The organism is Klebsiella sp. Q2 (assembly GCF_009900705.1).
GTDB classification, from domain to species: Bacteria; Pseudomonadota; Gammaproteobacteria; order Enterobacterales; family Enterobacteriaceae; genus Klebsiella; species Klebsiella quasipneumoniae.
The window spans coordinates 83,624-98,206 of the sequence record NZ_JAAABE010000003.1 but is presented as its reverse complement, the minus strand read 5'-3'; the positions used below and the strand labels follow the sequence as shown (position 1 = coordinate 98,206).

12 protein-coding genes and 2 tRNA genes are annotated in these 14,583 nt (G+C 54.3%); 3 read left to right on the top strand and 11 right to left on the bottom strand.

The window, feature by feature from the left end:
- Positions 1-63: 63 nt before the first annotated feature.
- The 4 genes from infB to GT756_RS12150 all read right to left on the bottom strand — a co-directional run bounded on the left by infB (position 64) and on the right by GT756_RS12150 (position 5,031).
- Positions 64-2,754, bottom strand: coding sequence for a translation initiation factor IF-2 (gene infB / locus GT756_RS12165; protein WP_004206173.1), 2,691 nt, complete (start codon positions 2,752-2,754; stop codon positions 64-66).
- A 24-nt stretch (positions 2,755-2,778) separates the two neighbouring features.
- The gene (gene nusA, locus GT756_RS12160) at positions 2,779-4,266 is read right to left on the bottom strand and encodes a transcription termination factor NusA (protein WP_002918252.1); all 1,488 of its coding nucleotides are present in this window, start codon (positions 4,264-4,266) and stop codon (positions 2,779-2,781) included.
- Positions 4,267-4,293: 27 nt separating this feature from the next.
- Positions 4,294-4,746 carry a ribosome maturation factor RimP gene (gene rimP / locus GT756_RS12155; protein ID WP_002918364.1) on the bottom strand — a complete coding sequence of 151 codons (453 nt, stop codon included), beginning with the start codon at positions 4,744-4,746 and terminating at the stop codon, positions 4,294-4,296.
- 208 nt (positions 4,747-4,954) lie between these two features.
- Positions 4,955-5,031, bottom strand: a tRNA-Met gene (locus GT756_RS12150).
- 307 nt (positions 5,032-5,338) lie between these two features.
- Here GT756_RS12150 and argG point away from each other — a divergent pair.
- The 3 genes from argG to GT756_RS12135 all read left to right on the top strand — a co-directional run bounded on the left by argG (position 5,339) and on the right by GT756_RS12135 (position 8,390).
- On the top strand, positions 5,339-6,682 hold the full coding sequence (argG, locus tag GT756_RS12145) for an argininosuccinate synthase (RefSeq protein ID WP_004144895.1): 1,344 nt from the start codon (positions 5,339-5,341) through the stop codon (positions 6,680-6,682).
- Positions 6,683-6,855: 173 nt separating this feature from the next.
- Positions 6,856-7,485 carry a winged helix-turn-helix transcriptional regulator gene (locus GT756_RS12140; RefSeq protein ID WP_004206175.1) on the top strand — a complete coding sequence of 210 codons (630 nt, stop codon included), beginning with the start codon at positions 6,856-6,858 and terminating at the stop codon, positions 7,483-7,485.
- A gap of 353 nt (positions 7,486-7,838) precedes the next feature.
- A complete protein-coding gene (locus GT756_RS12135) occupies positions 7,839-8,390 on the top strand; it encodes a YfaZ family outer membrane protein (RefSeq protein ID WP_032456656.1) in 552 nt (183 codons plus the stop codon).
- Between the two features lie 41 nt (positions 8,391-8,431).
- On the opposite strand, the gene GT756_RS25875 is transcribed toward GT756_RS12135, so the two are convergent.
- From GT756_RS25875 to rlmE, 7 genes are all read right to left on the bottom strand, one after another.
- Positions 8,432-8,680: a hypothetical protein gene (locus GT756_RS25875; protein ID WP_174562442.1), complete on the bottom strand. Its 249-nt coding sequence runs from the start codon at positions 8,678-8,680 to the stop codon at positions 8,432-8,434.
- Between the two features lie 297 nt (positions 8,681-8,977).
- Positions 8,978-9,064, bottom strand: a tRNA-Leu gene (locus GT756_RS12125).
- A 9-nt stretch (positions 9,065-9,073) separates the two neighbouring features.
- Positions 9,074-9,403, bottom strand: coding sequence for a preprotein translocase subunit SecG (gene secG / locus GT756_RS12120; RefSeq protein ID WP_002918369.1), 330 nt, complete (start codon positions 9,401-9,403; stop codon positions 9,074-9,076).
- 229 nt (positions 9,404-9,632) lie between these two features.
- Entirely contained in the window at positions 9,633-10,970 is a 1,338-nt protein-coding gene (glmM, locus tag GT756_RS12115) for a phosphoglucosamine mutase (protein WP_160124821.1), read from the bottom strand.
- Positions 10,963-11,811 (bottom strand): dihydropteroate synthase, encoded by an 849-nt coding sequence (folP, locus tag GT756_RS12110; protein ID WP_043520987.1) that lies wholly within the window; start codon positions 11,809-11,811, stop codon positions 10,963-10,965. The genes glmM and folP overlap by 8 nt, the downstream gene beginning before the upstream one ends.
- 96 nt (positions 11,812-11,907) lie before the next feature.
- A complete protein-coding gene (gene ftsH, locus GT756_RS12105; protein ID WP_004206183.1) occupies positions 11,908-13,842 on the bottom strand; it encodes an ATP-dependent zinc metalloprotease FtsH in 1,935 nt (644 codons plus the stop codon).
- 99 nt (positions 13,843-13,941) lie between these two features.
- Positions 13,942-14,571: a 23S rRNA (uridine(2552)-2'-O)-methyltransferase RlmE gene (gene rlmE, locus GT756_RS12100; RefSeq protein WP_002918373.1), complete on the bottom strand. Its 630-nt coding sequence runs from the start codon at positions 14,569-14,571 to the stop codon at positions 13,942-13,944.
- Positions 14,572-14,583: the final 12 nt, after the last annotated feature.

The window sequence follows — 14,583 nt, the reverse complement described above, 5'->3', positions numbered from 1 at the left end:
GCCCCTTTTTAAAATGATTGCCGGGTGGCGCTTCGCTTCCCCGGCGGCTTAGCCATCCGATGATTAATCGATGCTACGCTGGATTTCGATGATTTCGAACACTTCGATCATATCGCCAACGCGAACGTCGTTGTAGTTCTTCACACCGATACCACATTCCATGCCGTTACGGACTTCGTTAACGTCATCTTTGAAGCGGCGCAGGGATTCCAGCTCGCCTTCATAGATAACCACGTTGTCACGCAGCACGCGGATTGGGTTGTGACGTTTGATGGTCCCTTCGGTAACCATACAGCCCGCGATGGCGCCGAATTTCGGCGATTTAAAGACATCGCGCACTTCAGCCAGACCGATGATCTGCTGTTTCAGTTCCGGAGACAGCATACCGCTCATCGCCGCTTTCACTTCGTCGATCAGGTTATAGATGACGGAGTAGTAGCGCAGATCCAGGCTTTCCGCTTCGATAACTTTACGCGCAGAGGCATCGGCACGAACGTTGAAGCCAACCAGAATCGCGTTGGATGCTGCAGCCAGGGTGGCGTCGGTTTCGGTGATACCACCTACGCCGGAACCGATGATCTTCACTTTCACTTCGTCGGTAGACAGTTTCAGTAAGGAATCGGAAATCGCTTCGACAGAACCCTGTACGTCCGCTTTCAGCACGATGTTCACTTCGTGAACTTCGCCTTCGGTCATGTTAGCGAACATGTTTTCCAGTTTAGATTTCTGCTGACGCGCCAGCTTAACTTCACGGAATTTGCCCTGACGATACAGCGCCACTTCACGCGCTTTTTTCTCGTCACGAACCACGGTCACTTCGTCACCGGCAGCCGGCACACCGGACAGGCCGAGGATTTCCACCGGAATGGACGGACCCGCTTCCAGCACTTCGCGACCCAGTTCGTCACGCATCGCACGCACACGGCCGTATTCGAAGCCGCACAGAACGATATCACCCTTGTGCAGAGTACCTTCGCGAACCAGAACGGTAGCAACCGGACCACGACCTTTATCAAGGAAGGATTCGATCACTGCGCCGCTCGCCATCCCGTTACGGACCGCTTTCAGCTCGAGGACTTCAGCCTGCAGCAGGATCGCGTCCAGCAGGTCGTCGATACCGGTACCGGCTTTCGCGGAGACGTGGACGAACTGGCTCTCGCCGCCCCACTCTTCCGGCAGGATGCCGTACTGGGACAGTTCATTCTTCACGCGGTCCGGATCGGCTTCAGGCTTATCGATCTTGTTCACCGCAACTACCACCGGCACCTGCGCCGCTTTGGCGTGCTGGATAGCTTCGATAGTCTGCGGCATCACGCCGTCGTCTGCCGCCACCACCAGAACCACGATATCCGTCGCCTGCGCACCACGAGCACGCATGGAGGTAAACGCGGCGTGGCCCGGGGTATCCAGGAAGGTGATCATGCCGTTGTCGGTTTCTACATGGTAAGCACCGATGTGCTGGGTAATACCACCCGCTTCGCCGGAGGCAACCTTAGTAGAACGAATATAGTCCAGCAGCGAGGTTTTACCGTGGTCAACGTGACCCATGATGGTCACAACCGGTGCGCGCGGTTCAGCCGCCGCGCCGGTGTCACGGTCGCTCATAACCGCTTCTTCCAGCTCGTTTTCACGACGCAGGATAACTTTGTGGCCCATCTCTTCGGCAACCAGCTGTGCGGTTTCCTGGTCGATGACCTGGTTGATGGTCGCCATGGCGCCCAGCTTCATCATCGCTTTGATGACCTGAGAACCTTTCACCGCCATCTTGTTAGCCAGTTCGCCAACGGTGATGGTTTCGCCGATCACCACGTCACGGTTAACGGCCTGCGCCGGCTTCTGGAAGCCCTGCTGCAGAGCAGAACCCTTACGGTGCTTACCGCCTTTACCGCCGCGAACGGCCGCACGGGCTTCTTCACGATCGGCTTTCGATTCAGCGTGTTTGTTGCCTTTCTTCGCCGGACGCGCCGCTTTGCTGCTGCGGCTGCGGCCGCGACCGCCTTCGACTTCACGATCGTTATCATCTTCAGCCTGACGAGCATGCTGTGACGTGGTGACGTGATAGTCGCTGGTGTCTTCCGGGCTGTCTGAAGTTTCAGACCAATTTTTTTCGTTTTCTTCTGCCATACGGCGTGCTTCTTCCGCTACACGGCGCGCTTCTTCTTCAAGTTTGCGGCGTGCTTCTTCTTCCGATTTGCGCTTCAGTTCCGCGGCTTCGTTCTCGCGACGGATCTTTTCAGCCTGGGCGGTTTTGGTCATTTCGTCGGTATGTTGATTGCTCACTTTGTCTTTTTCCGCAGCTTCACGTTTCGCTTTATCAGCGACTTCACGTTTAGCTTGTTCTGCGGCCTCACGTTCAGCTTTTAATTGCGCCTCGCGTTTCGCTGCTTCTTCAGCTTCACGACGGGCCTGCTCTTCCGCTTCACGCTGCGCCTGCTCTTCCGCGGCCAGGCGTTCAGCCTCTTGCGGATCGCGTTTCACAAAGGTGCGTTTCTTGCGGACTTCGATTTGTACCGATTTACTCTTTCCACCGGTACCTGGAATATTCAACGTACTGCGCGTCTTACGCTGTAACGTCAGCTTGTCTGGCGCCGAACCATGCTCACGGTTCAGGTGCGTCAACAAAGTTTGTTTCTCTTGCGAGGTCACAGAATCATCAGCCGTTTTGCGGATGCCTGCGTCAGCAAATTGCTGTATCAGGCGATCCACAGAGGTCTGAATCTCTGAGGCCAGCGCTTTAATAGTCACATCTGTCATGCTGTTCCTTCCTGCTACAGTTTATTACGCTTCGTCGCCGAACCAACAAATGTTGCGAGCGGCCATGATGAGCTCGCCAGCTTTCTCGTCGGTCATCCCTTCGATATCAGCCAGGTCATCAACGCCCTGCTCGGCGAGATCTTCCAGCGTACAAACACCACGGGCAGCCAGTTTGAATGCCAGGGCACGATCCAGACCTTCGAGATTCAACAGATCATCGGCAGGTTTGTTATCTCCCAAGCTTTCTTCCTGAGCCAGCGCCAGCGTAGTCAGTGCGTTTTTCGCACGCTCACGAAGTGCTTCAACGGTGGCTTCATCCAGACCGTCGATTTCCAGCAGTTCTTTCATCGGCACATAGGCCAGCTCTTCCAGCGAGGAGAAGCCTTCTTCAACCAGCACTGTCGCGAAATCTTCATCAATATCGAGATATTTGGTGAAGGTATCGATAGCGGCATGCGCTTCCGCCTGGTGCTTAGCCTGCAGATCGTCAACGGTCATCACGTTGAGTTCCCAGCCGCTAAGCTGCGAGGCCAGGCGGACGTTCTGACCGTTACGGCCAATCGCCTGCGCCAGGTTGCCCGCTTCTACCGCGATATCCATGGTGTGTTTATCTTCATCCACCACGATGGACGCGACGTCTGCCGGCGCCATAGCGTTAATCACGAACTGCGCCGGGTTATCATCCCAGAGGACGATATCGATACGCTCGCCGCCCAGCTCAGTGGAAACCGCCTGCACGCGCGCGCCGCGCATACCGACGCAAGCGCCAACCGGGTCGATACGCTTGTCGTTGGTTTTCACCGCGATTTTGGCACGAGATCCCGGATCGCGAGCCGCCGCTTTGATTTCCAGCACTTCTTCACCGATTTCCGGCACTTCGATGCGGAACAGTTCGATCAGCATCTCAGGTTTGGAACGGGTCACGAACAGCTGGGCGCCACGCGCTTCCGGACGGACTGCGTACAGTACGCCGCGAATGCGGTCGCCCGGGCGGAAGTTCTCACGCGGCAGCATATCTTCACGCAGGATCACGGCTTCAGCGTTGTTGCCCAGATCCAGAGTGATGTTGTCGCGGTTCACTTTTTTCACCACGCCGGTGATGATCTCACCTTCGTGCTCGCGGAACTGATCGACCACCATTGCGCGCTCGGCTTCGCGAACTTTCTGCACGATAACCTGTTTAGCGGTCTGGGTGGTGATGCGGTCGAAAGTGACAGACTCAATCTGATCTTCGACGTAGTCACCGACGTTCATGCTTTCATCTTCGAAACGCGCGGCTTCCAGCGTGATCTCGCGCGTCGGCTGGGTCACTTCTTCTACAACCAGCCAGCGACGGAAAGTGTCGAAATCGCCGCTCTTACGGTCGATTTCAACGCGAACGTCGATCTCTTGTTCGTATTTTTTCTTGGTGGCCGTTGCCAGCGCGCTTTCCAGCGCTTCGAAAATTTTCTCACGCGGCAGCGCTTTTTCGTTGGAAACGGCTTCAACAACAGCCAAAATTTCTTTGTTCATCGGGGCCTTTCACCTCAATCCAGACTGTTAAAAGTGGGGAACCAGGTTCGCCTTCTGGATGTTACTCAGCGCGAACACTTCATCTTTGCCTTCGACGGTTACCGTGATCATTTCACCGTCTACCGCTTTGATAATGCCCTGCCATTTGCGACGGTTCTGAACCGCCATGCGCAGCACCAGCGCAACTTCTTCGCCAGTGAAACGTTGATAGTGTTCGGCGGTGAACATCGGACGGTCGAGACCAGGCGAAGAGACTTCCAGGTTGTAAGCGACAGTGATCGGGTCTTCGACATCCATGACGGCGCTTACCTGGTGGCTCACATCAGCACAATCATCAACGTTGATGCCATCTTCACTATCAATATAGATGCGCAGTGTGGATGTGCGACCGCGAATAAATTCGATGCCGACCAGCTCAAAGCCAAGCGCTTCAACCGGCGCAGTGAGCATCTCTGTCAATTTTTGCTCTAATGTGGACAAACCCACCCCCAAGACATAAAAAAAGGGCGTATAGCCCAGTTATTCTGAAGTCAGATAACAAAAAACCCCGATAAATCGGGGCTTTAGATAACTGAACCCTGAGATCGCCATGGCGATCTGGAACACCTTCCGCAAGAATTCTTTCAAATTCGGCTACGAAGGACACCTAGTCCTCACAGTATATTTGAAAAAGTACTTAATGGGAAAGTGGTTGCGGGGGCCGGATTTGAACCGACGACCTTCGGGTTATGAGCCCGACGAGCTACCAGGCTGCTCCACCCCGCGCCTGAAACGTGGCATATTTTACTCTTTTTGAGCAAAAGACGCAAATACTGCTGGGATTTGGTACCGAAGACGGGACATAAAATCGGGATGAATTGTAACGGCAACTAGTATATTTTGTCAACATGCATTTTAGCGCCCCCGATTGCCGTTTGTGCTGGTATTTCAGGCTTTTTTAGCAAAAAGATGATGAAGCCCTTCCTGTCGCCAGTAAAAGATGGTTAAATGAATACTCACAATTAATGCATAAAAATGCAGTTAAGGTTGTTGGGTCGAACTCACCACAGTCTATCGAGCAGGGTTTTATTTTATGACGACGATTCTCAAGCATCTCCCGGTTGGTCAACGTATTGGTATCGCTTTCTCTGGTGGACTGGATACCAGCGCCGCGCTGTTATGGATGCGCAAAAAAGGCGCCGTGCCTTATGCATATACCGCTAACCTGGGTCAACCGGACGAAGACGACTACGATGCTATTCCGCGCCGCGCGAAAGAGTACGGCGCCGAAGGTGCCCGTCTGATCGACTGCCGCAAACAGCTGGTCGCAGAAGGGATCGCCGCGATTCAGTGTGGCGCTTTCCATAACACCACTGGCGGGTTGACCTATTTCAACACCACGCCGCTGGGCCGCGCGGTCACCGGCACCATGCTGGTAGCGGCAATGAAAGAAGACGGCGTTAACATCTGGGGCGATGGCAGCACTTATAAAGGCAACGATATCGAACGTTTCTATCGCTACGGCCTGCTGACCAACGCTGAACTGCAGATCTACAAACCGTGGCTGGACAGCGATTTCATCAATGAACTCGGCGGCCGTCACGAAATGTCCGAATTTATGATCGCCTGCGGCTTTGACTACAAGATGTCGGTCGAGAAAGCCTATTCCACCGACTCCAACATGCTCGGCGCTACCCACGAAGCGAAAGATCTGGAGTTTCTGAATTCCAGCGTCAAGATCGTCAACCCGATTATGGGCGTGAAGTTCTGGGACGAAAACGTGAAGATCCCTGCGGAAGAAGTCACCGTACGCTTTGAGCAAGGCCACCCGGTGGCGCTGAATGGCAAAACCTTCGCCGATGACGTTGAAATGATGCTGGAAGCCAACCGCATCGGCGGTCGTCACGGCCTGGGCATGAGCGACCAGATCGAAAACCGCATTATCGAAGCGAAAAGCCGCGGCATTTATGAAGCCCCGGGGATGGCGCTGCTGCATATCGCCTACGAGCGTCTGCTGACCGGTATTCATAACGAAGATACTATCGAGCAGTATCATGCTCACGGTCGCCAGCTGGGCCGTCTGCTGTATCAGGGCCGCTGGTTCGATTCCCAGGCGCTGATGCTGCGTGATTCGCTGCAGCGCTGGGTCGCCAGCCAGATCACCGGCGAAGTCACCCTTGAGCTGCGTCGCGGCAATGACTACTCGATCCTCAATACGGTATCAGACAACCTGACCTATAAAGCAGAGCGCCTGACCATGGAAAAAGGCGATTCCATGTTTACCGCTGAAGACCGTATCGGCCAGCTGACCATGCGTAATCTGGATATCACCGATACCCGCGAGAAGCTGTTCGGTTATGCGCAGTCTGGCCTGCTGAGCGCCTCCTCAGCGACGGGTTTACCGCAGGTTGAAAATCTGGAAAACAAAGGCAAATAATCGCCTGACGATGTTTACTCTCTCTGCCGGCGGCTCTCCGCCGGCTTTTTATTTTTTGTTACCAGTTAGCAGCAGAAAAATCGAAAAGAGGCATTTTTTCCTTATCACCCGGCCGGCAAAATTGTTGACTATAATAGCCTCAATTGATTAATTCATATCTGGTGATAAACATCATGAATATTAAACCGCCGATCAGGCCGCAAAAGGCCATTGACCGACTGATCGATGTGCTTGAGCCACACGCGACGCCCGTTAACGCGATCGCCAGAAAAAGACTAACGTGGGAATATAAAGGTAAGACCCAACTCTTTATTTTTAAAAAAGGCGAGCTGTCGATTATTCGTAATTCCGACAAGCTATTGATGGTGACCGTCTATGAGCCGCATCTGTTCGGCGTGGCGGAAATGCTGCAACCCAGCCGCAGCCATAGTCTGCGGGCGGAGGTCTCTTCCGAACTGCTGCGTATCGATTATGACCTGGCGTCGGCGCTATTCCGTCAGCACAACCTGTGGGAAGAAGTCACCAGCCTGCTGGCTTATCATACCTCGTATATGGTATATCGTGACGATCTGGTCCTGCAGCAGCGAACCTATTCGGTGATCCGTAACCATCTGCTGGAAATGATGCTCTTAACCGAAGAGACTCGGCAGCGCGTGTCTATTCTGGAATATATTCAGGACCGGACCCATCTGTCGCGCAGCAGTATTCTCAATGTCTTGTCAGCCTTAAAGAAAGGCGGTTATATTGCCTTTGCCCGCGGCGGTTATTTGCAAAGTATCGCCTCGCTTCCGGAAAAATTCTAACCCGCGCCCGTCACCATCTTTTTGTCGTTATTCACCTTACTGTTGAAAATGTTTAAATTTAAATCAATAAACGCTAACGGTAAAAAAAGAAAAATTTTATGCTGAGTTCCTGAATTTACCGGTGGACAACATGTCCCTGAGATCAACCAGCAGACTGCCACTCACGGCGTTAACCGCCGGGCCTGCATCAGCTCAGGATATGCCACCGGAAATCGGCCAGGCGTGAGCAGCGGCAGCGGGAGTTGACCCCTCTTGTTTGCCGTCTGCAGCGACCATAACGATGAGATCCAAGAACCCGTTAATTTTGCCCGAACGCCCGTATCGGGCTTTTTTTTATCTGAAGGAATTCAACAATGAAGTCTATTGCTCCAAAAATGGTTGCCGTGATGATCGCTTTAGGGGCCAGCAGCGCTGCCTGCGCATCCGTTAACCTGCATGGTGAAGCCGGCGCCGAGTTTACCAATCTGTCCGCCAGCTTTGGTGCCGGGGAACCTGGCATGACGTTCAACACCCAGTGGGCCCACAGCGACAATGACGGGGACAGCGTAGGACTGGGAATGGGTTACAACTTTAACCTCGGGCCCTTTCTGATGACGCTGGGCGGTAAAGGGGTCTATTTGAACCCTAAAGACGGTGATGAAGGTTACGCTATCGCCGCAGGTGGCGGAGCAGAACTCCCACTCGGCCAGTACTTCACGCTCTTCGGTGAGGGTTATTACTCGCCGGACTCGATGTCCAGCGGCGTCGATGATTATGTGGAGGCCAATGCCGGGCTACGCCTTAACGTGCTTCCGTCGCTAAATATCGAAGCTGGCTATCGTTATATCGATATGGCGGGGAAAGATGGCAACCGCGACAACACCCTCGCCGACGGGGCCTATGCCGGGGTTAACTTCCGCTTTTAATCCATGCACAGGGATTGCCTTCCGGCAGTCCCTGTCTCATCTTAGCTGGTCAGCGGCACGCTTTTCAGTACACGGTTGATCTCCTGCAGACCAGCAATATTATTCTCTTTACGGTAAACGTCATTCATGGATGCCATCTGCTCCAGGCGGGTCAACGCGCCATACACCTGATATACCTCACTATGTCTGTCGAAAACATCGCGGCGCTCTACATCCTGCAAATAATGGCTTTTCAACGAATGATTAAGGCGACCAATCAGTGCCGTATTGTCCTGGAAATAGCGCGTCACCGCCTGGGCATTGTTCGCCGCAGTCCCCGGCTCACTGTGCGATACCGGTACGGTTAGCGTATTAATCGTCTCCACCGTTTTGGATGGGGATGTTGAACTGCATCCCGCTAAACCGAGCACGCCGGCGACGATAAGCACCCCGATCTTGTTCATTGTGTCACTTCACCTCTGTTAATTTGACGAGGCGACTTTAACGACAGCAAAAGGAGGGGACCAGCGAAGAGATGTTTAATAATAAATGGTCGGTGGGGACAAAAACAAAAAAAGACGCTTTTCAGCGTCTTTCTTCTGGAATATTGGTACCGAGGATGGGACTCGAACCCACAAGCCCGTTAGGGCACTACCACCTCAAGGTAGCGTGTCTACCAATTCCACCACCTCGGTACAGAATACTTAGTGCGGGATATCGCTGGTCGGCTGAGCCGGCGCAGTTGGCTGAGTTTGCTCCGTTTTCGGCGCGCTCAGGTTATCCCACTCACTTCCTTTACTGGTCTTGTTGCTGTTGATGTTACCCAGCGCCAGACTGATGATGAAGAACAGCGCAGCCAGGATGCCGGTCATACGGGTCATGAAGTTACCAGAACCGCTGGACCCAAACAGTGTGCCGGAAGCGCCTGCACCGAAGGAGGCTCCCATATCAGCGCCTTTACCTTGCTGCAGCATAACCAGACCTACGAGGCCAATCGCTACAATAAGGAAAACAACCAAAAGAGCTTCGTACATAATCAACCTGTTCCTTGCGGATTCGCCGCATACCAAGTGCTTCGACCAATAAAGTGGGACGTTTTAACGTTTCCCACTGAAGCGGGTGTGAATACTAACCAAAGCGAATGACCTTCGCAAGGGCAATTTCGACACATTGTATCAACTGCAGAAAAAAACAGCAAAAAGCCGGTATTCGATCATAAAAAAGGCGGCAAGCGCCGCCTTTTTAACCACTTAGCCGGCAAGCTTAGACGCTTTTTACCGCTTCGGCGATGCGATGCGCAAACTCGTGCACCTGATCTTCATGCTCGCCTTCCACCATGACGCGGATCAGCGGCTCCGTACCCGATTTACGCAGCAGGACGCGGCCACGCTTACCTAATGCCGCTTCCACTTCTGCGGTCACCGCTTTGACATGCTCATTCTCCAGAGGGTTGCCGCTGCCCTCGGTAAAGCGCACATTCACCAGCAGCTGAGGGAACATCTTCATGCCGCTGCACAGGTCATGCAGGCTCATGTGGTTGCGTACCATCGCCGCGACCACCTGCAGACTGGCGACGATGCCATCGCCGGTGGTGGTTTTATCCAGCAGGATCACATGGCCGGAGTTTTCCGCACCGATGCGCCAGCCTTTTTCCTGCAGCATCTCCAGCACATAGCGGTCGCCCACCTTCGCGCGGGCAAACGGGATGCCTAGCTGCTTGAGCGCCAGCTCCAGGCCCATATTGCTCATCAGCGTACCGACGGCGCCGCCGCGCAGCTGTCCCTGACGCAGCCCTTCCCGGGCGATGATGTAGAGGATCTGGTCACCATCGACTTTATTGCCTTCATGGTCAACCATGATCACCCGATCGCCATCGCCGTCGTAGGCAATGCCCAGATCGGCTTTTTCCGCCAGCACGCGCGCCTGCAGCGCCCGCACGTCGGTAGCCCCGACCTCTTCGTTGATGTTGAGGCCGTCAGGCTCGCAGCCCATCGCGATAACCTGGGCGCCTAGCTCGCGGAATACATTGGGAGCGATGTGGTAGGTTGCGCCATGCGCACAGTCCACCACCACTTTCAGCGTGGAGAGGCTCAGTTCGTTGGGAAAGGTGCCTTTACAAAACTCAATGTAGCGCCCCGCGGCATCGCCGATACGGCTGGCTTTACCCAGCTCAGCCGAATCCACACAGGTGAGTTCTTTCTCCATTTCAGCTTCAATCGCCTCTTCCACATCATCTGGCAGCTTGGTGCCCTCAATGGAGAAGAACTTGATGCCGTTGTCGTAGAAAGGGTTATGTGAAGCGGAGATGACGATCCCCGCCTCGGCGCGAAATGCGCGCGTCAGGTAGGCGATCGCCGGCGTCGGCATTGGCCCGGTGAACGATGCAGAGAGTCCCGCTGCCGCCAGCCCGGCTTCCAGCGCCGATTCCAGCATATAGCCCGAAATACGGGTATCCTTGCCGATGATAATTTTACGCGAGCCGTGGCGCGCTAACACTTTACCCGCCGCCCAGCCGAGCTTAAGCACAAATTCCGGAGTGATCGGCGCATCGCCGACGCGGCCACGAATACCATCGGTGCCAAAATACTTGCGGTTACTCATAACGTTTTTTTCCCTTAGCGGCGAGGGTGGCTTCCACCACGCGCAGCGCTTCTACCGTTTCTTTGACATCATGGACGCGGATAATCTGCGCGCCCTGCATTGCTGCTATGACGGCACACGCCAGGCTGCCGTTCAGCCGTTCCGACGGCCCAACGTTCAGCAACTGACCTACCATCGACTTACGCGACATACCGACCAGCAGCGGCAGACCAAAGTGATGAAACTCTCCCAGCCTGGCCAGCAACTGATAATTGTGGGTGAGATTTTTACCGAAACCGAATCCCGGGTCGAGCAGCAATTTTTCTTTTGCGATCTCCGCCTGTTCGCAGCGCACGATGTGTTCATTAAAAAAGCGCTCTACATCGGCGAAGACATCCTCATACTTCGGCGCCTCCTGCATGGTTTTCGGCTGTCCCTGCATATGCATCAGACACACCGGCAGCCCGGTTTCCGCCGCGGCCTGCAGCGCGCCGGGTTCGGTCAGCGAACGAATATCGTTAATGATATGCGCCCCCGCTCGGGCCGATTCGCGGATAACCTCCGCTTTGGAGGTGTCCACTGAGATCCACACCTCAAAGCGCTGGGCGATAGCCTCCACCACCGGGATCACCCGCGCAAGCTCCTCTTCCACGCTAACCTCAGCCGCCCCTGGCCGCGTCGATTCACCGCCGATATCAATGATGGTCGCCCCGGCGTTGATCATCAGATTGGCATGCTTCACCGCCTCAATCAGCGAATTATGGGCGCCGCCATCAGAGAAGGAGTCAGGCGTCACATTAAGAATACCCATCACGTGGGGGTGAGAGAGATCGAGGGTTGAGCCCTGGGCTACAAGTTTCATCACAAAATCCCTGAGACAGAAGAGGTTAAAAAAGAAAAACCCCGGAGCGGGCGCCCCGGGGTTTTAAGGTTAAAACAAGACATCAACAGCGGCAGCTTATTTGTCGCCCAGCTGCTCTGACATGGTGTTGCCCGGGTTCGGCGTACGCGGTTCATCAACCGGACGCGGCGCACGAGGCGTGCCATTGTTGTCAGAGTTGTTAGAAGAACCTGGTTCTTCCCAACCCGCTGGCGGACGAACATCGCGACGAGCCATCAGGTCGTCAATCTGCGGCGCATCAATGGTCTCATACTTCATGAGCGCATCTTTCATCGCGTGCAGAATATCCATGTTGTCGTTCAGCAACTGGCGAGCACGACCATAGTTACGCTCAATCAGCGATTTCACTTCCTGGTCGATGATACGCGCGGTTTCATCGGACATATGCTTCGCTTTCGCGACGCTGCGGCCGAGGAACACTTCACCCTCTTCTTCCGCATACAGCAGCGGACCGAGTTTGTCGGAGAAGCCCCACTGGGTCACCATGTTACGCGCCAGGTTCGTCGCCACTTTAATGTCGTTGGACGCGCCGGTAGAAACATGTTCCGGACCGTAGATAATCTCTTCTGCCAGACGACCGCCGTACAAGGTGGAGATCTGACTTTCCAGTTTCTGACGGCTGGCGCTGATCGCATCGCCTTCCGGCAGGAAGAAGGTCACACCCAGCGCACGACCGCGCGGGATAATCGTCACTTTGTGTACCGGATCGTGCTCCGGCACCAGGCGACCGATAATCGCGTGGCCCGCTTCGTGGTAAGCGGTAGACTCTTTCTGCGCTTCCGTCATCACCATGGAGCGGCGTTCCGCACCCATCATGATTTTGTCTTTCGCTTTTTCGAACTCAACCATCGAGACGACGCGTTTGTTGCCGCGGGCAGCAAACAGGGCCGCTTCGTTGACCAGGTTGGCCAGGTCGGCACCGGAGAAGCCAGGGGTACCGCGAGCAATGATTGCCGCATCGATATCCGGCGCCAGCGGAACGCGACGCATATGCACTTTCAGGATCTGCTCACGACCGCGAACATCCGGCAGGCCAACCACCACCTGGCGGTCAAAACGGCCCGGACGCAACAGCGCGGGGTCAAGAACGTCCGGACGGTTAGTCGCCGCGATAACGATAATGCCTTCGTTACCTTCAAAGCCGTCCATCTCAACCAGCATCTGGTTCAGGGTCTGCTCACGTTCATCGTGGCCACCGCCAAGACCGGCGCCACGCTGGCGGCCGACGGCGTCGATTTCATCGATGAAGATGATGCAAGGCGCTGCTTTCTTAGCCTGTTCGAACATGTCACGCACACGAGATGCACCAACACCGACGAACATTTCTACGAAGTCAGAACCGGAAATAGTAAAGAACGGCACTTTTGCTTCGCCAGCGATCGCTTTCGCCAGCAACGTTTTACCGGTACCCGGAGGACCGACCATCAGGACGCCTTTCGGGATCTTACCGCCCAGTTTCTGGAAGCGGCTCGGCTCACGCAGGTATTCCACCAGTTCGCCGACTTCCTCTTTCGCTTCGTCACACCCTGCAACGTCAGCAAAAGTGGTTTTGATCTGATCTTCCGTCAGCATACGGGCTTTGCTTTTGCCGAAGGACATCGCGCCCTTCCCGCCGCCGCCCTGCATTTGCCGCATAAAAAAGATCCAGACGCCGATCAACAGCAGCATAGGGAACCAGGAGATGAAGATGGAAGCCAGCAGGCTTGGCTCTTCTGGTGGTTCACCAACCACTTTGACGTTTTTAGTCAACAGGTTATCGAGCAGCTTCGGATCGTTAACCGGAATGTAAGTCGTGTAACGGTTACTATCTTTCTTGGTAACGTTGATCTCACGTCCGTTGATACGCGCTTCGCGAACCTGGTCCTGATTGACCTCTTGCAGGAAGGTAGAATAATCCACCTTGCGGCCATTCGACTCGCTGGGCCCAAAGCTCTGGAATACTGACATCAGCACAACGGCAATGACCAGCCAGAGTATTAGGTTTTTCGCCATGTCACTCAAGGGATTAACCTCTTATTACAACTGTGTTAAAAACAGCGTCAGGATACTCTATATCCAGTTTCTTTCAAACTTTCGTTTGAAATCTGCCGGTTATGGTTTACGCCCGGTCGCTACAATATACACTTCACGCGAACGAGCGCGGGAAGAGTCCGGCTTACGAACTTTGACCTTCGTAAACAGGGAGCGAATTTCTCGAAGATACTCATCGAAGCCTTCGCCCTGGAACACCTTCACTACAAAACTACCACCTGGCGCTAATACATCACGAGACATTTCAAGCGCCAGTTCTACCAGATACATAGCCCGGGGAATATCCACCGCCGGTGTTCCGCACATATTCGGCGCCATATCGGACATGACCACTTGTACTTTACTGTCGCCCACTCGCTCAAGTAACGCTTTCAGGACTAATTCATCACGAAAATCGCCCTGAAGGAAGTCCACACCAACAATTGGATCCATTGGTAAAAGATCGCAAGCGATGATGCGGCCGCTGTTGCCGATCTGCGTGACCGCATACTGCGACCAGCCACCGGGAGCAGCACCGAGGTCGACTACCGTCATCCCCGGCTTAAAAATTTTGTCACTTTGCTGTATTTCATCAAGTTTAAACCAGGCACGGGAACGTAACCCCTTTTTCTGTGCCTGTTGAACATATTTATCGCTAAAGTGTTCCTGAAGCCAGCGGCTTGAGCTGGCAGAACGCTTTTTACCTGTCATTTAACATTCCCG